This is a genomic window from Leeuwenhoekiella polynyae (genome assembly GCF_004104075.1).
GTDB lineage: Bacteria > Bacteroidota > Bacteroidia > Flavobacteriales > Flavobacteriaceae > Leeuwenhoekiella > Leeuwenhoekiella polynyae.
Window position 1 is genome coordinate 20,497 of sequence record NZ_QOVK01000024.1, and the last position, 19,396, is coordinate 39,892.

A 19,396-nucleotide genomic window follows, 5' to 3' on the forward strand; every position below is an offset into this window, starting at 1 on the left:
CTATTATTAAAATAAAAACTACTATGACCCTATTTGTAGATATGGACGAAGTGATTGCAGATACGTATCAGGCTCACATTGATCTATACAATAAGAAATACAACGCAAAGCTTAAAAAAGAAGATTGTTTAGGTGCCGAAGTTTGGCAAATGGTTCCAACCGACCATCAGAATTATGTGAGAAATCACGCGAATGAACGCGGTTTTTTTATAGACCTTGCTGTGATGAAAGATAGCCAGGAAGTAATGCGCGAACTTAACGATAAATATGAATTGTATATAGCCTCTGCAGCTATGCAGTTTAAAACAAGTCTTGAAGAAAAAGCAGATTGGTTAGATAAACATTTCGCATTTATACCGTGGCAGAATAGAATTCTATGTGGACACAAGCACATTTTAAAAGGAGATATTTTAATCGATGATCGTTCATATAATTTAGACGCTTTTGACGGAAGGGGTATTCAATTTACATCGCCGCACAATATAAAGACTGATGGTTTTGATCGTGCAGATACCTGGCAAGATGTAGCAAAATTACTTTTGTAATTTCTATTATATTCAAAACAAAAAACCTCAGAATGTAAATTCTGAGGTTTTTTGTTTTATTAAGAATCGATTCTATCTTAGGTCGTTCTTATAATTTTAGCTCCTATGGCACGCAGACGCTCGTCAATATTTTCATAACCACGATCTATCTGTTCAATATTATGAATCGTTGAAGTGCCTTTGGCACTTAACGCAGCGATAAGTAATGAAATTCCCGCTCTGATATCAGGCGAAGTCATTGTTGTTGCTTTTAGTGTGGATTTAAAATTATGGCCTATAACCGTAGCACGATGTGGATCGCAAAGAATAATTTTCGCTCCCATATCTATCAATTTATCTACAAAGAATAAACGACTCTCAAACATTTTCTGATGAATTAAAACTTCCCCCTTTGCCTGAGTTGCTACAACTAAAATGATACTCAACAAATCTGGTGTAAATCCAGGCCACGGCGCATCACTAATTGTCATAAAAGAACCATCTATAAAGGTCTCTATCTCATAACCATCTTTGTGCGCAGGGATAAAAATATCATCCCCTTTCTTTTCAACTGTAATACCTAATTTTCTAAACGTCGCAGGGATTAATCCAAGGTCATTCCAGCTTACATTTTTTATAGTAATCTCACTCTTAGTCATTGCCGCCAGGCCTATCCAAGATCCAATTTCAATCATATCTGGTAAAACCGTATGCTCACAACCTTTAAGTTCCTTTACCCCTTCAATTTTTAGCATATTAGAACCTATACCACTTATTTTAGCGCCCATTTTATTGAGCATCTTACAAAGCTGTTGCAAATACGGTTCACAAGCTGCATTATAAATAGTGGTTTCACCTTTTGCCATTACTGCAGCCATCACAATGTTTGCAGTTCCGGTTACAGAAGCTTCATCAAGTAACATAAAAGTTCCTTTTAAACCTTCTGGAGCTTCCACCCCATAAAAACGCTCCTCCTTATTATAACGGAATTTAGCGCCCAGTTTGATCATTCCTTCAAAATGCGTATCCAGACGTCTTCTCCCTATTTTATCTCCTCCCGGACGCGGAATGTATCCTTTACCAAAACGTGCCAACAGAGGCCCTACAATCATTATAGAACCGCGCAGACCACCACCTTCTTTCTTAAACTGCTCGCTTTCGAGATATTCAAGATGTAATGCATCACTGATAAAAGAGTATTTTCCTTTACCCAGTTTTTGAATTTTCACACCCAGATTACTCAAAATATTGATGAGTTTATTAACATCAACAATATCAGGTATGTTATTTATAATGACTTCTTCAGGGGTTAGTAAAACAGCACAAAGTATTTGTAACGCTTCATTTTTTGCACCCTGCGGCTGGATGGATCCTTTAAGCTGATGCCCTCCTTCTATCTGAAATGTTCCCATTAAAATGTATTGCTAAAAAGTTAGTAGCGCTTTTTTCCGCGACTAGGTTTTTTACGATAATTAGATTTACCAGACTTCTTGTTTCGCATAAGCTTTTGCGCTTCTTTTAAGTCTTCATCTTTCTTTGCAAGATTGATCTGACCGTCACTCAATTCAAAAAGGTGCTTAAAAATCACCTCATCATCTACGGTATCTTTGTTCCAGTTTAGAAAACATTTTTTCATATGATTTGCAATAGAAAACTCTAATGCTTCACGCTTCTGCCCTTTTTCCCACTTTACGGCAACATCAATCATACGTTTGATATTGTTACCGTAAAAACGGTATTTAGGATGATTTTGAGGATATTCTAAAGGCTCAGGATGTTCTTCTAATTTCTCACGAGATGGCTTCTCATAAGGAGAAATCACATCTAATTTAAAATCGCTCATTATAAAAAGCTGATCCCAAAGTTTGTGTTGAAAATCAGGAACATCGCGCAAATGAGGCTGAATATTACCCATAACAGCGATGATGCTGCGTGCGATAATATTTCGTTTTTTATCGTCTTCTTCTGCTATCGCCTGGTTGACCATTTTTTGAAGATGACGGCCATACTCAGGTATGATGAGCTTTTCGCGCTCAGTATTGTATTCTAATTGATCTATCAATTGTAAAAATTTAAGTGAAGTATGTTTCTCTTGAGAAACGTTTGAGCAAAGTACTAAAAATTGTACAAAAGTTCACAGTACAAATTCAAATTAACCGAATTTTAATGCTGTTTTGTTGAATTTATAAGGAAATTACACCTTCTACAGCAGCAACTTCTTGATATTTTGCAATAACAGTGTCCGGGTTTTTCATATTTACATTTATAGAAACACTCGTGTAAGTACCTTTACTCGACTCTTTTGTAGAAATCACCGCGCCCATATCATCAAAAATTGTTTCAATCTCTTCAATCTTTTCTTTTTCAGAAGGAACGATGAATTTATAAAGATATTCTGAAGGCCAAGTAGTAGTCTTCTCCAGTCTTTTCTTCAGTTTTTTATAAAATTCTTCTGATTTGTTATCTGTGCTCATAGCCTTATTTTAAGCTGCAAAGATACCATTCTTAACCTAATTTTTGAATCGCTTCCTATTTGAGTATTTTTACGCGCTGAGAGCGGTATTAATTCTGTGGCTTAGTTAGTAAACTATCTCATGGCAAACCTCGAAGTATTAAACCCTTTGGCGGCGCCTATAAAAATATTAGGTTTAACCTGAAACAAAACAACAATTGACAGCAAAACGTATCGTTTTAATCGGAGGTCCCAGTACCGGAAAAACCACGCTTTTAAATGCGCTTAAAGCTGAAGGGTTTCCGTGTTTGGATGAAGTTTCCCGCGAGGTGATAAAAGCAGCACAGCAAGAAGGTATTGAGCAGCTTTTTCTTACAGAACCGCTGTTGTTTAGCGATAAGCTTCTGGAGCGTCGTATACAGCAATATCTTGATGCCGGTGCATTAGACGCAGCGCACGTTTTTATTGACCGCGGTATTCCTGATGTTGCTGCGTATATGGATTTCATAGGCCAGCAATACCCTGAACGTTTCAGTAAAGCTTGTAAAGCCTATAAATACGATCATATTTTTTTACTTCCGCTTTGGAAAGCTATTCATACCACAGACAAGGAGCGTTATGAAAGTTTTGAAGAAGCACATCAAATTCAAAACGAGCTCGTTAAAACCTATGAATCATATGGGTACACGCCTATTGAAGTCCCTAAGACTTCTGTAGCAGAACGGGTTTCTTTTATTCTAAAAAATCTCGAAAGATGAGCATAACGCCACTTGAAGCTTTGCAAAAGTTCTGGGGTTATGACGCTTTTAGACCAAAACAGCTGGAGATCATCGAAGCTGTACACCATAAACAAGACACCTTTGCACTGCTACCCACTGGTGGCGGAAAATCTATTTGTTATCAGATTCCCGCAATTATATCAGAAGGAATTACACTGGTGATCTCGCCATTGCTTTCTTTAATGCGCGATCAAGTGATGCAGTTAGAAAATCGCAATATAAAAGCATTATACATCCCCGGTGGTATAAAATATAATGAATTAGATAGCCTACTCGACAATTGCATCTATGGCAACTATAAACTGCTTTACCTCTCGCCAGAGCGCTTGCAGAATGAACTCGTTCTGACACGTTTAAAACAAATGAACTTGTCACTGATTGCAGTTGATGAGGCACATTGTATTTCTCAATGGGGACACGATTTTAGACCGGCATATCGCAACATATCAAAATTTAGAGAAAATTTTCCTGGGATAACTTGCATGGCTTTGACAGCTACAGCTACAAAAAAAGTTCAGGAAGATATTGTAGAACAACTTGCTTTAGATCACCCTAAGATTGTTCAGCAATCTTTTGAAAGAAAGAATCTGGCGTATATTGTTTTAAAAGAAGAAGATAAATATTACCGGCTCATTTACCTTTTTAAAAAGTATACGGGCAGCGGTATAGTTTATGTTCGCAGCAGAAAAACAGCTCAAAACTATGCTGCATACCTTAACTCTAATGGCATTAAAGCTCATTATTATCATGGAGGTTTAGGTAATGGGGAACGTCAAGAACGGTTTAATGACTGGTCTGCTAATAAAACACAGGTCATGGTTGCAACCAGTGCTTTTGGTATGGGTATCGATAAAGCAGATGTGGAGACGGTTGTACACGTAGAATTACCGGAAAGTTTAGAAAGCTATTTTCAGGAAGCAGGAAGAGCCGGGAGAAATAGTAAACGTGCAAATAGCATAATCCTCTACAACGAATCTGACAAAGACCGTCTGGCTAATCAGTTTTTAAAGGTTTTACCGGCTGTGAGTTTTGTTAAAAAAGTATACAAAAAACTGAATAGCTTTTTTCAAGTCTCTTATGGCGAGGGTGAGCAAGAAACATTCAGGTTTGATTTTATGACTTTTTGTAAAACCTATAACTTCAATACACTTCTTACCTACAATACGCTTCAACTACTCGACCGAAACAGTGTTCTAATCCTTTCGCAAGAATTTTACCGCAAAGCAACCCTTCAGATAACCGTAACTCCGGTTAATCTAACCTTCTATCTCATAAAAAATCCGGGTATAGATGATATTGTAAAAAATATACTCAGGACATACGGAGGTATTTATGACCAGCCACTTATTATAGATCATACCCTGATCGCTAAAAAATCTGGAGCTCCGCTCGCTAAAATACATCAAGTACTTTTGCAGTTGCATCAAGATGATGTCGCTGTTTACGATCATACCCACTTTGATACTGCGATTACCTTTCTGGTACAGCGTGAAGATGAGTTGACCATCAATCGTATTGCAAAACCTCTTAACACACAGAATACACGTAAGGTAAATCAGGTTAAAAGTATATTAGGGTATCTGGAAAATAATACGGTTTGCAGAAGCATTCAGTTATTAGCTTATTTTGAAGAAAAACAACAGTGCAAATGCGGAATGTGTGATGTTTGCCTAGCTAAAACTCGTAAGAAAAAAAAACCTGATGGTCAGGCCGTGCAAAACAAAATCTTAGCTTTACTGGCTTCTAAACCCTATTCGTCAAAATCGTTAACCCAACTACTAAGTTCTGTTGAAGAACAAGAACTTTTATCGGCACTAAAAAACCTTTTAGAAAGCCAAAAAATAACACTAACACCTTCTAATTTATATAAACTTTTATGAGAGATTTACGCATCGTTTTTATGGGAACACCAGATTTTGCTGTTGCCGGATTGCAAAAACTTGTAGAAAATAAATATACCGTTGTAGGAGTGATTACCGCTCCAGACAGACCTGCCGGAAGAGGTCAAAAAATTCAACAAAGCGCAGTTAAACAATATGCTTCACAAGCAAACTTACCTGTATTGCAGCCTACCAATCTCAAGGACCCAGAATTCATAGAAGAATTAAAAGCACTGAATGCTAACCTGCAAATTGTGGTCGCTTTTAGGATGTTACCAGAAGTAGTATGGAAAATGCCAGAATACGGGACGTTTAATTTACACGCTTCTCTACTCCCCGATTATCGGGGTGCTGCTCCTATTAACTGGGCTATTATTAAAGGTGAAAAAGAAACAGGTGTAACCACTTTTTTTATAGATGAAAAGATTGATACCGGAGCTATTATTCTTAAGGAAAGGACAGCAATCTATGCAGAAGAAAATGCAGGAAGTTTACACGACCGGCTTATGAATCTTGGTAGCGATTTGATACAAGACACCGTCAAACTCATAGAAAAAGATACTGTTGAAAAGACCATTCAACCGAAGCAAGAACAACTGCATACCGCTTACAAGCTCAACAGAGACAACACACGCATAGACTGGTCGCAATCTGTAGAAAGTATTCACAACCACATACGCGGTTTGAGTCCGTATCCGGTTGCGTGGACTTTATTTACAAATGGAGATACTAAAGAACTTCAATTAAAAGTTTATAAAGCTTCAATTACTTCTGATGAAGAATCCACTGAGTTAGGTAACGCAAGCGTCGGTGAAATTTTGATTAAAAACGATGAATTGTTTGTAGCCACTTCTACAAATTGGTTAAAACTCGAAGAAGTACAACTTTCAGGAAAGAAGAAAATGCCGGTTAAAGATTTACTAAATGGATTTAGCTTCCAAACCTCAGCTAAAACGTTGTAAACCTAGGAAAACGCTGTTATTACTTATATTTTGTTAAAAGCGCCTTCCGTTATCAACAAAACGTTAAAGTTATCAACATAATCCGTGATTTCCTGCGCCATTGCTTGCATGAATAAAATATCCGTCTAAATTTGTTAGAACAATAAACAAAAGTTTAACCGACATTTAATTTTTATTAAAATTTAGAATTATGAACAAATCAGATTTAATTGATGCAATGGCAGAAGATGCTGGTATTACTAAAGCAGCAGCTAAAAAAGCATTAGAATCATTTTTAGGAAATATCGAAAAATCATTAAAAGGTGGAGATCGAGTTTCTTTAGTAGGTTTCGGTTCTTGGTCTGTATCAAAACGTGCAGCTCGTGAAGGAAGAAACCCACAAACTGGAAAAACTATTCAGATCGCTGCTAAAAATGTAGTGAAGTTTAAAGCGGGTTCTGATTTATCAGACGCTGTTAACTAAGCATCTATAGCTTGTAAAGCTTAAAAAGCTCCCATAAATGGGGGCTTTTTTTATATTTGTTATTTTTTTGTTAATTATAAAAAATTAGAGTAGTTTAGAACAAAAACTAGTGTATGACAGCAAATAAACCCCAAAAAGGCAATTTACTTATAGCTGAGCCAGCTATAATTGGCGATGTTTCCTTTAATCGGTCTGTGGTCTTGCTGGCAAATCATTCTGATGAAGGCTCTGTAGGTTTTATACTCAATAAACCACTTACATTTACACTCAATGAACTGATTCCTGAGATTGATTGTGATGAAATGCAAATTTATAACGGCGGTCCTGTAGAACAGGATAATCTCTACTTCTTACATAAAGTACCAGATTTAATACCTGATAGTATTGAAATTTCAAACGGAATTTACTGGGGAGGAGATTTTGATACGGTTATAGAGCGTATTACAGCAAATGAAATTTCACCCGATGAGATTCGATTTTTTCTGGGATACTCTGGTTGGGATAGTGCTCAATTAGATGGGGAGCTTGGGGCGAATGCCTGGATCGTAACAGAAAACAATTACGAAAAAGATATCATCAACAAATGCTTTCCTGACTTTTGGAAAGAAAAAATGATTGAACTAGGGGGGCAATACCTGCTCTGGTCTAATGCTCCGGAAAACCCAAGCAATAATTAAAATTTAATTTAATCATTTTGCTAGTCTAGCCTGTGCATTTAATTTACCTAATAATTCTTTAGCTACTTTATTAGCATAGGTTTTCTTTCGATATTTAGTTATTGGTTGAATTCCCATTATAGCATTAGTAACAAATAACTCATCTGCTTTTTGTAACTCAAATGGAGAAATACTTGTTTCTTCAATAGTATAATTCTCAAGCTTTTTAAGCATTTCTATAAGTTGCTTTCTCATGATACCTCTTAAACAACCATCTTCTAAAGGTGGAGTTTTGATCACAGAACCTTTTACCAGAAACAGGTTTCCATTTAAAGCTTCAACAACAGCTTTATTAGTATTCAGAAGTAAGCAATTTGCATAACCATTCTCTTTAGCATAAATGCTTCCAGTCACATGAATGATCTTATTAGATGTCTTTAAAGTAGAAATCAAATCTGCATTTACATAATGATCTTTGTAAAGTTCTACTTCGTAGCTTTCTTCATTCAGTAAAAAAAAAGGATTCTTAAGCTCATTAGCAAACGCATAAAAGCCTACGCCATTATCTTCTGGTAAATATTTCCCGCCTTCATTACGCGTAACAGTAAGTCTAACGCTTGCTGATTTAGTTTTCAAACCTTCAGCCTCAATTACTTTAAGTAGTTCTTCTTCAAGATTTTCTAACTTGAAGTGCATAGGGATTTCCATACGAAGTATTCGCATAGAAGCCATAAGTCTGAAATAATGATCTTCCCAAAAAGTTAATTTACCGCTAGTATAACGTATGGTTTCAAACACAGCATCTCCATAAAGCATTCCGCGGTTATAGGCAGTAAACTGTGGGTTTTCGGTAAGAGTTCCGTTAAAATTGATCATAAAAAAAGTCCCTTTTTTCAAAGGGACAAATATAAGATTTAACTACAGGTTTCTAGTTAGAACCTATGATATGTTTTAATTCTGAAATTTGATTCTCCCAAAACATCTTTCCTTCATCTACTTCATCTTCTTCAGCAAAATCAGTTACAATAAGAGAAACATCTTTTGTGATCTCATCTACAACAATACGCAGCTCAAAATAATATAGGTTTTCGTCCTCTACATCATCCATCCATCTAAACTTGATACGCTCATCACTCTTCTTACCTAGCAATTTTGCTTTCTCTTCACTCCCATTCCAAATAAACGTATAATACTCTCCGCGAGAGTTTACATTATCTGCAAACCACTCAGACATACCTGAAGGCGAAGACATATATTGATACAAAAGTGACGGGGAGGCCTGTATAGGAAACTCGATTTCAAATTTTATTTTTTCTTCCATGGAATCTTTATTCGGTTGGGTCGCCAATATAAATATTAATTACAGAGTAAAAAAGATTAGCAGTAATTTTTTATTTTATATTTAAGATGCTTGCCAACTTAATAAATGTTATTATATTTGCACCCGCTTAGGGAAACCCCTTGGCAAAGTCTATAAAGACATCAATAGAATTACTAAAGATGGCGAGGTAGCTCAGTTGGTTAGAGCGTCGGATTCATAACCCGGAGGTCGGGGGATCGTGCCCCCCTCTCGCTACTTAATAATCAGGCAGTTACATTAATTTGTAGCTGCTTTTTTTTTATGCTGATCAGCATAGGTAAAACTTTAAAATAACCTTATTCTACCCTATTTGAATCAGTTCAAATCAAATTTAATTTCCCTCAATTTTTCTTCTAAAATAGTTCTCTTACTTTTCTATGCAAGCTAAAAAATCTTGTATTCTAATTCCAATCATTCTACTTTTTATCAGTTTCTAGATTTAGAAATTGCTTTTTAGCTCTATAAAGAGAATGTATTGTTTAGTTTAATGCTTCGCAGGATTGCCTTTGTCGACAGACAGGCTTGCCTCGAAGTAGTATATGCGTCCAGAAAAAGTCCTCCCTGTCGAAGAAGCTTGTGATTACACAGAAATATCCCACAGCTACCTTTACGAATTAATTTCCATCAAGTTTTTAAAAATTAGTATTCATTCAGGTGCTATTTTTTTATAGATATTTTATACTGTTTACCTTGGGCTAGACTCATAGGTTAACGTACAAAAGACTTCCATTACAAAAATCTAACTGCTCATCAATAATGTTAATTTAACCTTTCACTACTATTACTATCGTTATAGTAGTTTTCTTTAATTTAAATTAACATAGCTGTGTAAAATTCTTCACTTTCTTCAACTTCCGTTAAGAATTTCTTAAACCCTTAAAATTTACATATAGTCACTTTTTAACCACATTTGTGATTGATTGTTTACTAATATTAATAATTAATCCAAACAATGAAAAAACTAATTTATGTAATACACCTTACACTATTCCTCCTAAGCTCTATGTTGTTTGCTCAAGATAGAACACTTCAGGGTACTGTAACAGACACTAACGGTATGCCCCTACCGGGCGCCAGTATTGTGGTAAAAAATACTACCATAGGAGTAGTGACAGATTTTGATGGAAATTTTACAATCAACATTCCTGAAAACGAGAATGTGATTGAGGCAACTTTTATGGGGTTTAAATCGCAGGAGTTAAATGTTACCGGTAAGACTACCCTAACAATAGTTCTTGAAGAAGATGCTCAAGGTCTTGATGAAGTTGTAGTAACCGCTCTTGGAATTAAAAGAGAAACCAAAAAACTGTCTTACGCTGTACAAAAAGTTGATGGTAATGAACTTGCTGAAGCCAAAGAAACTAACGTTATCAACTCACTTTCGGGTAAAATGGCCGGAGTACGGGTTACTGGCGGTAACAGTGGTGTAGGTTCTAGTTCACAGATCATCATTCGTGGTGAAAATTCATTAAACCCCAGCCCTAATGCAAATTCACCGCTCTTTGTAGTTGACGGAATCCCTATCAACAACAACATCAACAATGCAGGTGGAGATGGTAATATGGGGGTTGATTTTGGTAACGGAGCAATGGATATCAACCCTGATGACGTTGCAGAAATGACCGTGCTTAAAGGTCCTAATGCAACTGCTCTGTATGGTTCTCGAGGTGCAAATGGTGTAGTGCTGATCACAACCAAATCAGGTAAAGGCACTAAAGGTATAGGTGTTTCTATCAATCACAATACTACTTTTGAAACCCTCTTAACCTTACCAAAATATCAAAATGAATACGGACAAGGATCTAACGGTCAGTTTGCATTTAACGATGGAGGTCAAAATCGTTCTGTAACTGGCGGGATTAATGATCATGTTGATGAAAGCTGGGGGCCTGCACTTAACGGGCAATTGATACCACAACACGACAGCCCTACCACTAGTGGGTTTAGAGCCGGTGATGTAAATCTTCGTCCGCGTAACGCAGACGGAACATTTGCTGATGACATTATCGCTACCCCATTTATTGCACATCCTGATAATATTAGAGATTTCTTTGAAACCGGATTTACAATGAGTAATAACGTTGCTCTAACGGGAGCCAATAAAGATGGAAACTTTAGAGTATCATTTACAGATTTAAGCAGTGAAAGCATTGTCCCCAACTCTAATTTCAAAAGACGTACCTATGCGATTAACGGGGCTTACAATTTAACAGACTGGTTAAAGGTGAGCGCTTCGATGAATTATATAAATTCTAACTCAGATAACCGTCCCAATAACTCTTACGGTACCGAAAACGTGATGTACTTATGGATTTGGTTTGGCCGTCATATTGATATGAATGGGCTAAGAGATTACTGGCAACCGGGACTTGAAAACTCTCAGCAGTTTAACTACAACTACAATTATCATGACAACCCGTTCTTTACAGTATATGAAAATACAAACTCCTTTAACCGAGATCGTGTCATTACCAATATGCGTGCAGATCTTCAACTAGCAGATGGGTTAGACTTGATGTTCCGTACAGGTTTAGATTATTCTAATGAGCTCGATATGCGTAAAAGAGCTTACTCTACACAGCGCTTTCCTAAAGGGCAATATCGGGAAGATTACACCTATGCTCAGGAGCAGAACACCGACTTCTTATTGTCTTATACTAAAACGCTTACTGAATATTTTGATTTAGGAGTTTCAGTGGGTGCCAATCACAGGGTGGCTAAAAATCGCTATCAGCGTATGAGTGCAAACTCGCTTTCAATTCCTGCCATCTATAATTTTGGTAATGCTGCAGAACCGCTTACAACGAGCGATTATGACAGTGAGTTCAGAGTTAATAGTGCGTACGCCTTTGGTAATATCGCTTACAAGAATTATTTATTTTTAGACTTAACCGCTCGTAATGACTGGTCCTCAACGCTTCCGGAAGATAACAACAGCTACTTCTATCCTTCGGCAGGTATTAGTGCTATTCTTTCTGATATGTTTGAAATGCCGGAAGCCATCAGTTTTGCTAAACTAAGAGCAGGGTATGCTGTGGTAGGTAATGATACCAACCCCTACAATCTGGCAGCAACTTATGGTTTTGGAGATACCTTTAATGGATTCTCAAGAGTGTATTCTCCATCAGAATTGAAAAATTCTGATTTGAAACCTGAAAAAACCAACTCGATAGAATTAGGTGCAGATGTTCGCTTCTTCGGTAATCGTCTGGGACTTGATATTGCGGTATATCAATCTACTACCAAAAATCAGATCATATCACTCCCGGTTTCTAATACCTCAGGATTCAGTTCTCGTGTAATTAATGCTGGTGAGGTACAAAACCGAGGGCTTGAAATCACTTTGAATGCCACTCCTCTACGCACAGATGATTTCCGCTGGAATTCTTCCGTTAATTTTACGATGAACCGCGGGAAGGTTGTAGACCTTACAGAAGGCTTAGATTTTTATACAATTAAAAACAATTACCTCACCGTGGGTGCTGCTATTGGGGAGCGCATTGGAGATCTGTATGGAACCGGCTTTCAGAAAGTAAACGATCCTGACAGCGAGTATAACGGGCAGTGGATTATAAACCCTGATTCTGGACTACCTATCGTTGACAACGAATTGAGAAAACTGGGTAATTACAGTCCGGATTTTATGGTTGGTTTTCAAAACAGCTTTCAATATAAAAACTTCAACTTCAGCTTTTTGTTTGATTGGAGACAAGGTGGTGAGTTTCATTCCCGAACCGTTGCCATTGGTGGTACAACCGGTATGTTAGATTTTACTGTTCCCGGTCGCGAAACGGGTATTGTTGCAGCAGGTGTCATTGCAAATGCTGATGGGTCCTATACCCAAAATACTCAGAATGTTTCAGCTTCTAATTACTACTCGCACGTATACAACAGAAGTAATGAAGAGAGTTCCATGTTTGACGCTACTTACGTAAAATTACGCGAAGTTAAACTGGGGTATAATCTACCTAAAAAATGGTTCGACACGGTTCCCTTCTCTTCAGCTACCATCTCACTAGTAGGAAGAAATCTGGCGCTATGGACTGAAAACGACCACGTAGATCCAGAATCTATTTCATTTTCCGGAGGCTCTATTGTTCCTGGTGTAGAAGATATGGCGCTGCCCAGCACCCGTAGTTTTGGTCTAAACGTTAATCTAGAATTTTAAGAAAACACACGATGAAAACAAGTAATATAGTTCAGATTCTTGTACTGGCCTGTCTCTTAGTTACAGGCTGTACCGATAATTTTGAAGAAATCAACTCCAATCCTAATGCTCCTGAAACGGTAAGCGCAAACCTGCTTACCGCTACAGTAACTTCAGAAATTACCCGAACACTCACCGAGGAAGGGTATAGCGATGGAAACTCCATCACGCAATTGATGGCTAAAAATAATTTTCCGGGTTTTGCACAATTTGATTGGAGTGATCAGGGAATGTGGAACTTTTTCTACGGAATTCTTCCGGAAATAGATGATATTCTTCAGATATCACGAAACGAAGAAACCCAGAATAGCACCTATGAAGGGATGGCACTTACCTTACGCGCACTTTGCTTTGCAAATCTTACCGATCTGTATGGAAACGTTCCGTATTCTGAAGCTCTAGCGGGAGATACAGAGGGTATTTTTACGCCAGTTTATGATTCTCAGGAAATGATTTATAATGGGGTTCTTCAGGATTTAGCAGATGCTGATGCTGCTTTGGCTGCAAATCAAAGTATTAGTGGTACAACAGGAGATGTTATTTATGATGGGGATCCGGCTCGATGGAGAAAATTAGCGAATGCTCTAAGATTGCGCTATCTCTTACGCATCTCCAAACAACGCGATGTCTCTCAGGAAATGCAAGCTATTACAAGCGCAGGAAACTACATCAATTCTAACGCAGATAACGCAACACTCACGTACAGCGGAACGTCTAATACAGACTCATGGCCACAAAGTACAGGCCGTATAGGCGGTTTTGATGAAAAGAGTTTATGCGATACTGCTTTAGAATACTTCAACACCTTTAACGATCCGAGATTAGATATCTGGTTTGACCGTAATAGTGAAGGCAAATGGGTAGGGATGCCTATTGGATTGAATCAGGATAACGCACGAGCTTTTGATGATGCAAACAGTCCCAGCCGTCTGGATGTAGATCTATTCTATTATTCCAGAACAGGTGCTCAAGCCTATATTATTAAAAATTCTGAGGTACAGTTTATTCTTGCCGAAGCTGCAGAGCGTGGTATCATTTCAGGTGATGCTGAAGCTTATTACAATGCAGGAGTACGGGCAAGTTTATCGTATTGGGGTGTTGACGATACAACTATAACAGCATATCTGGCTCAGCCGGCTGTTTCCTATAACGGATCTTTAGAGCTTTTATTAACCCAAAAAACCATCGCTCTTTGGAATGTAGATTATCAGGGATGGATGAATTATAGAAGAACCGGACTTCCAGCTTTACAACCGGGACCAGATACGCTTAACGGAGCACTCTATCCTGTACGCTTCTTGTACCCTTCATCTGAACAAACTCTGAATACTACTAACTATCAGAATGCAGTGAGCGCGATGGGTGGAGATAACATCAACGTCAAAGGATGGTGGGAAACCGGAACCCGTTATTAATTATTAAAATCTTAAATCAAGTTGGGTTGCTCATAAATCTGGGCAACCTCAACTTGTTTATGTGTACTATGAGACAATATTATTTTTATAAAAGCCTTAAACTAAGTTTGCTGTTAGCAACAGTATTTTTGGTTTCATGTACTCCCAACAAAAAAGCAGATCTGGGAATTAAACATATCATTGTTATAGGAGTCGATGGAATGAGTCCGGACGGAATTAACAACGCTCAGACCCCGGTTATTGACAGTATGGTAAAATACGGAGCATCTACTTTTGAAGCACGTGCAGTGCTTCCTTCAAGTTCTAGTTCTAACTGGGCCAGTATGATTATGGGTGCAGATACTGAGCAACATGGCATCACTTCTAACGGGTGGGAAGCTAACAACCACACCTTGCCGGCTGTAGTTTCAGCGCACGACAGTAGATTCCCTTCTATTTTCACTTTATTTCATGATCAAAAACCAGAAGCTCACGTAGGTACTATTTACGATTGGGATGGTTTTGGCAGATTGTATAATCCTGAAGATGTTGCTTTTGATATCAACGGAGGCCACGAAGATGGCACCACACAGGATGCGATTACTTACATCAAAGATCATAAACCCAACTTTACCTTTATTCATCTGGATCACGTTGACCATGCAGGGCATAGCGAAGGACACGGGACTGAATCCTATTACCAAGCCGTTGAAAAAGCAGACCATTTAATAGGATCTATTATAGCATCCACGAAAGAAGCTGGAATTTTTGATCAAACGGTATTCATCATATCAGCTGACCACGGTGGCTTAGGCAAAGGACACGGTGGTGAATCCCTGAATGAAGTCAACATTCCATTCATACTATATGGAGCCGGAGTAAAAAACGGATATACGATTGAAGAAACCGTATATCAGTACGATAATGCAGCCACTGTTGCCTTTGTCGCCGGTTTAGAAACTCCACAAGCATGGATAGGGAGACCTGTTAAAAGTGCTTTTGTAGGATATGAAAAACCGGTATTGCGCTATAAAAAACAGAAGCAACTCCTCGCTCCTGTTTTACTTCCTAAAAATGGACCGTATGCTCCTTCCGGTGGATTATTCACAACGTCTAATATTGAAGTTAAACTAAAAAACCTCAACACAACAGGAAGTATTTATTATACCCTGGATGGTTCTGATCCTTCTGAAAAAAATGGATTAGAATATACCGCTCCGTTTACAGTAGACCGTACCACACTGGTACGTGCCATAGTTACTAAAGCAGGGAAAGCTTCTAGCACAATTTCCGCAGGTAGTTATCGATTGATTTCCACCCAAAAGAAACCCGGTGTTTTATTCCGTATTTATCCCTTAGAAAATCTGACTTCCTTACCGGACTTTAGAAACCTCAAAGCATCACAAACCGGAAATAGTATGGAGTTTGAAAGCGGCATCCTTGACAGTCTGGACTCCGCAGCAAGTACCGCTATAGTTTTCAATTCTGTATTAAAAATAGATACAAGCGGCAGCTATACTTTTTATACCAACAGTGATGATGGCAGCAAACTTTATATTGATGAAAAACTAGTAGTTGACAATGATGGGGATCATGGCGTACAGGAGCGCAGCGGCACTATAAATCTAAAAACAGGTGCACATCCTATTAAAATTGAATATTTTAACGGTGGCGGGGGTTACTATCTGGATGCGCAATACAAAGGACCGGGTATTGGCAAACAAATTATTCCGGCAGGTAAATTGAATCTGAACTAGACGTGCACTATGGAGCATAAACTTTCTACAAATGAACTCCTTGTTGAAGGAGATATCAACCGGTCTGAAGGTCGAAAAAAATGGTTAGCAGAAGAAGTTGGTGCTACGACAAAAAAACTTTTAGAAAAAGACGCGCAGTACTTTTTACACCAGGCACTATCTACCCCTTGTATGGACGTACTGGCCGATGCTCAGGGTCCGTTTATCACCAACACTTCAGGTAAAAACTATTTTGATTTTCACGGAAATAATGTACACCAACTGGGTTTTTCACATCCTAAACTCATTGAAGCACTCAAAAATCAGTTAGACCAACTTACCTTTTCTACCCGAAGATACACCAACGAAACGGCTATTCATTTTGCCGAAAAACTAACAAGCCTTACTCCCGGTTTAGATAAAATACTGATGACGCCTAACGGAAGTTCTGCAATTGGGATCGCGCTTAAACTGTCTCGCGCAGTAACCGGCAAGTATAAAGTAGTGTCCTTCTGGGATTCGTTTCACGGCGCATCGCTCGATGTGGTGAGTGTTAGCGGTGAATCGGTTTTTAGAGAACACATGGGACCTTTGATGCCCGGTGTAGAACGTATTCCCCCTCCCATTACCTATCGTGGCATTTATGAGAATAACGAAGATAAAGCAATCGAATATCTGGAGTACATTTTGGCAAAAGACAATCAGATTGGAGCCTTTTTAGCAGAAACCGTGCGCAATACTGATGCTCAAATTCCGTCTAAAAAATTCTGGAAAGCAGCCCGAGCACTTTGTGATCAATACGGGGTTCTGCTGATTCTTGATGAGATCCCAATCGCATTAGGCCGAACCGGAAAACTATTTGCTTACGAACATTTTGACATTATACCAGACATTCTTTGTTTAGGTAAAGGACTTGGAGGTGGTATTATTCCTCAGGCAGCGATCGTTACTAAAAAGGAATACGACCGGTTTAACCACATTTCACTGGGGCATTATACCTTTGAAAAAAGTCCTGTGGGTGCAGCTGCAGCGCTAACAACATTGCAAATTATTGAAGAAGAACATCTGCTGGAGCACGTCGTTTACTTAGAAGGTATGATGCAGGCTACCCTGAATGATTTCCTGCATAAATACAACATCATTGGCGATATTAGAGGTCTTGGTTTACTCTGGGGTATAGAACTCGTAAAAGATCGCATAACTAAAGAAAAAGCTACCGCTGAAGCAGAAGCGATTATGTATGAATGTCTCAAAAACGGACTGAGTTTTAAAGTCTCTAAAGGCAATGTTTTACAACTCTGCCCGGCACTCACCATAAAAACCACGCAGCTTGCAGAAGCTCTGGCTATTTTAGAAAACGCACTACAAAAAATCTCAAAACCATAAAAACAATGAAACACATCATAGTTCTTAGCTTGTTTATTATCAGTTTTTGCATCCATACGCAGGCCCAACAAAATAGCTTTCTGGTACACCCTTATTTACAAGATGCAGAGCCCACATCAATACGTATAAAATGGGAAACCGAGTTTGAGGGAGAAAGCACTGTAGAATGGGGCTTGACAGCAAAATTGGGGAACAAAATTACAGGTACCTCCTGTAAAGTGAATTTTGGAGAATCGCGCTTACATGAAGTTCAGCTTACCGGTTTAGAGCGCTTCACCACCTATTTTTACCGAGTTAAAACCGGAAAACTTCGATCTGACATTCTTCAGTTTAAAACCCCTCCATTTTCTGGAGAAGCAGCCTCTTTTAACCTGATAGCTATGAGCGATATGCAAATAGACCGCAGTCAGCCAGATAAATTCAGTGAAGTCGTCAATGAAGGTATTCTCAACTATCTGGAGCAGCAATTTGACGGAAAAGTTCCAGACAATTTAGCTTTGGTAATGATTCCCGGAGATCTTGTGGCTCAAGGAAGTAATTATGAGCAATGGCAAACCGATTTCTTCAAACCTTCAGCAAAACTTTTCTCACAAGTTCCTGTATATCCCGTCCCCGGAAATCACGAACAAAACTCTCAATTTTTCTTCAAATACTTCAGCCTGCCCGAAAACGGAGACCCTGCTTATGCGGAGCACTGGTGGTACAAAGATTATGGTAACGTTCGTATTATTGGATTAGATTCTAATGAAGGATATCGCGATATGCGACAACAATATGAATGGCTTGAACGGGTATTGAAAGACACCGAAACTGAAGAAGACATTGATTTTGTTTTTGCTCAGCTCCATCATCCGTATAAGTCAGAATTATGGATTCCGGGGGAAGAGGAAACCACCGGAAAAGTGGTTAAGATGCTTGAAGCTTTTTCAGATAAAACCGGTAAACCCAGCGTTCATTTTTTTGGTCATACACACGGATATTCCCGCGGACAATCACGCGACCACAATCACTTGTGGGTAAATGTTGCTTCGGCAGGAGGTTCTATTGACAACTGGGGAGAATTTGAAGGTCGCGATTATGATGAATTTACCGTTACCCAAGATGAATATGGTTTTGTGATGGTAAATGTAGATCCCAATCCTGCAGATCCTAAGATCAGTCTCAAACGCATCAGCCGCGGTAATGTTCAACATCCAAAAAACAATGCGGTAACTGATAGTATCACCGTTTATAAACTGAATCAAAAGCCCGATGCACCTGTTGGGATTTCACCTAAAAAAGAAAATGTAGACATCACTGCTATCACGCTAAAAGCGTCTGCCTTTAGCGGAGGAAGAGTTTCGAGTAAACATACCGCTTCGCACTGGCAAGTGTCTACAACACCCGATTTTGAAAAATTGGTTAAAGACAGTTGGAAACAACATGAAAATTGGTATTACAAAGAAAACAGACAAAAGGGTGATGACCTTACAGATGAAGAGTTATCCCGCTTACAACCCGCAACCACCTACTACTGGCGGGTTCGGTATCGGGATCAATATCTGGGATGGAGCGAGTGGTCTGAAACCCTGACTTTTAAAACTAAATAAAGATTTCG

At 38.5% G+C, this 19,396-nt stretch carries 16 protein-coding genes and 1 tRNA gene; 12 read left to right on the forward strand and 5 right to left on the reverse strand.

Features of this window, described 5'->3' with window-relative positions; translation table 11 throughout:
• Window positions 1–23: 23 nt before the first annotated feature.
• Window positions 24–545: a 5' nucleotidase, NT5C type gene (locus tag DSM02_RS17805; RefSeq protein WP_128766851.1), complete on the forward strand. Its 522-nt coding sequence runs from the start codon at window positions 24–26 to the stop codon at window positions 543–545.
• A gap of 77 nt (window positions 546–622) precedes the next feature.
• On the opposite strand, the gene murA is transcribed toward DSM02_RS17805, so the two are convergent.
• The 3 genes from murA to DSM02_RS17820 all read right to left on the reverse strand — a co-directional run bounded on the left by murA (window position 623) and on the right by DSM02_RS17820 (window position 2,998).
• Window positions 623–1,936: a UDP-N-acetylglucosamine 1-carboxyvinyltransferase gene (gene murA / locus DSM02_RS17810; protein ID WP_128766852.1), complete on the reverse strand. Its 1,314-nt coding sequence runs from the start codon at window positions 1,934–1,936 to the stop codon at window positions 623–625.
• A gap of 20 nt (window positions 1,937–1,956) precedes the next feature.
• Window positions 1,957–2,586, reverse strand: coding sequence for a DUF4290 domain-containing protein (locus tag DSM02_RS17815; protein WP_128762913.1), 630 nt, complete (start codon window positions 2,584–2,586; stop codon window positions 1,957–1,959).
• Window positions 2,587–2,707: 121 nt separating this feature from the next.
• Window positions 2,708–2,998 (reverse strand): DUF493 family protein, encoded by a 291-nt coding sequence (locus DSM02_RS17820; RefSeq protein ID WP_128766853.1) that lies wholly within the window; start codon window positions 2,996–2,998, stop codon window positions 2,708–2,710.
• Window positions 2,999–3,194: 196 nt separating this feature from the next.
• On the opposite strand from DSM02_RS17820, the gene DSM02_RS17825 reads away from it, so the two are divergent.
• The 5 genes from DSM02_RS17825 (at window position 3,195) to DSM02_RS17845 (ending at window position 7,737) form a co-directional block, all read left to right on the forward strand.
• Window positions 3,195–3,734, forward strand: coding sequence for an AAA family ATPase (locus tag DSM02_RS17825; protein WP_128766854.1), 540 nt, complete (start codon window positions 3,195–3,197; stop codon window positions 3,732–3,734).
• The gene (locus DSM02_RS17830) at window positions 3,731–5,635 is read left to right on the forward strand and encodes a RecQ family ATP-dependent DNA helicase (RefSeq protein ID WP_128766855.1); all 1,905 of its coding nucleotides are present in this window, start codon (window positions 3,731–3,733) and stop codon (window positions 5,633–5,635) included. The genes DSM02_RS17825 and DSM02_RS17830 overlap by 4 nt, the downstream gene beginning before the upstream one ends.
• Window positions 5,632–6,597, forward strand: coding sequence for a methionyl-tRNA formyltransferase (fmt, locus tag DSM02_RS17835; protein ID WP_128766856.1), 966 nt, complete (start codon window positions 5,632–5,634; stop codon window positions 6,595–6,597). The genes DSM02_RS17830 and fmt overlap by 4 nt, the downstream gene beginning before the upstream one ends.
• Window positions 6,598–6,787: 190 nt before the next feature.
• Window positions 6,788–7,060 carry an HU family DNA-binding protein gene (locus tag DSM02_RS17840; RefSeq protein WP_009779660.1) on the forward strand — a complete coding sequence of 91 codons (273 nt, stop codon included), beginning with the start codon at window positions 6,788–6,790 and terminating at the stop codon, window positions 7,058–7,060.
• A gap of 113 nt (window positions 7,061–7,173) precedes the next feature.
• On the forward strand, window positions 7,174–7,737 hold the full coding sequence (locus DSM02_RS17845; protein ID WP_128766857.1) for a YqgE/AlgH family protein: 564 nt from the start codon (window positions 7,174–7,176) through the stop codon (window positions 7,735–7,737).
• A 12-nt stretch (window positions 7,738–7,749) separates the two neighbouring features.
• On the opposite strand, the gene DSM02_RS17850 is transcribed toward DSM02_RS17845, so the two are convergent.
• On the reverse strand, window positions 7,750–8,592 hold the full coding sequence (locus DSM02_RS17850; RefSeq protein ID WP_128766858.1) for an aminotransferase class IV: 843 nt from the start codon (window positions 8,590–8,592) through the stop codon (window positions 7,750–7,752).
• Between the two features lie 52 nt (window positions 8,593–8,644).
• A complete protein-coding gene (locus tag DSM02_RS17855; RefSeq protein ID WP_128762920.1) occupies window positions 8,645–9,037 on the reverse strand; it encodes an START-like domain-containing protein in 393 nt (130 codons plus the stop codon).
• A gap of 181 nt (window positions 9,038–9,218) precedes the next feature.
• Between DSM02_RS17855 and DSM02_RS17860 the strand changes: the two genes are divergently transcribed.
• From DSM02_RS17860 to DSM02_RS17885, 6 genes are all read left to right on the forward strand, one after another.
• Window positions 9,219–9,292, forward strand: a tRNA-Met gene (locus DSM02_RS17860).
• 736 nt (window positions 9,293–10,028) lie between these two features.
• Window positions 10,029–13,244 (forward strand): SusC/RagA family TonB-linked outer membrane protein, encoded by a 3,216-nt coding sequence (locus DSM02_RS17865; protein WP_128766859.1) that lies wholly within the window; start codon window positions 10,029–10,031, stop codon window positions 13,242–13,244.
• Between the two features lie 11 nt (window positions 13,245–13,255).
• Entirely contained in the window at window positions 13,256–14,698 is a 1,443-nt protein-coding gene (locus DSM02_RS17870) for a SusD/RagB family nutrient-binding outer membrane lipoprotein (protein ID WP_128766860.1), read from the forward strand.
• 68 nt (window positions 14,699–14,766) lie between these two features.
• Window positions 14,767–16,434, forward strand: coding sequence for an alkaline phosphatase family protein (locus tag DSM02_RS17875; RefSeq protein WP_128766861.1), 1,668 nt, complete (start codon window positions 14,767–14,769; stop codon window positions 16,432–16,434).
• A gap of 9 nt (window positions 16,435–16,443) precedes the next feature.
• Complete coding sequence (gene pbfA / locus DSM02_RS17880; RefSeq protein ID WP_128766862.1) at window positions 16,444–17,799, forward strand: (R)-1-hydroxy-2-aminoethylphosphonate ammonia-lyase; 1,356 nt, start codon at window positions 16,444–16,446, stop codon at window positions 17,797–17,799.
• 5 nt (window positions 17,800–17,804) lie between these two features.
• Entirely contained in the window at window positions 17,805–19,388 is a 1,584-nt protein-coding gene (locus DSM02_RS17885; RefSeq protein WP_128766863.1) for a fibronectin type III domain-containing protein, read from the forward strand.
• Window positions 19,389–19,396: the final 8 nt, after the last annotated feature.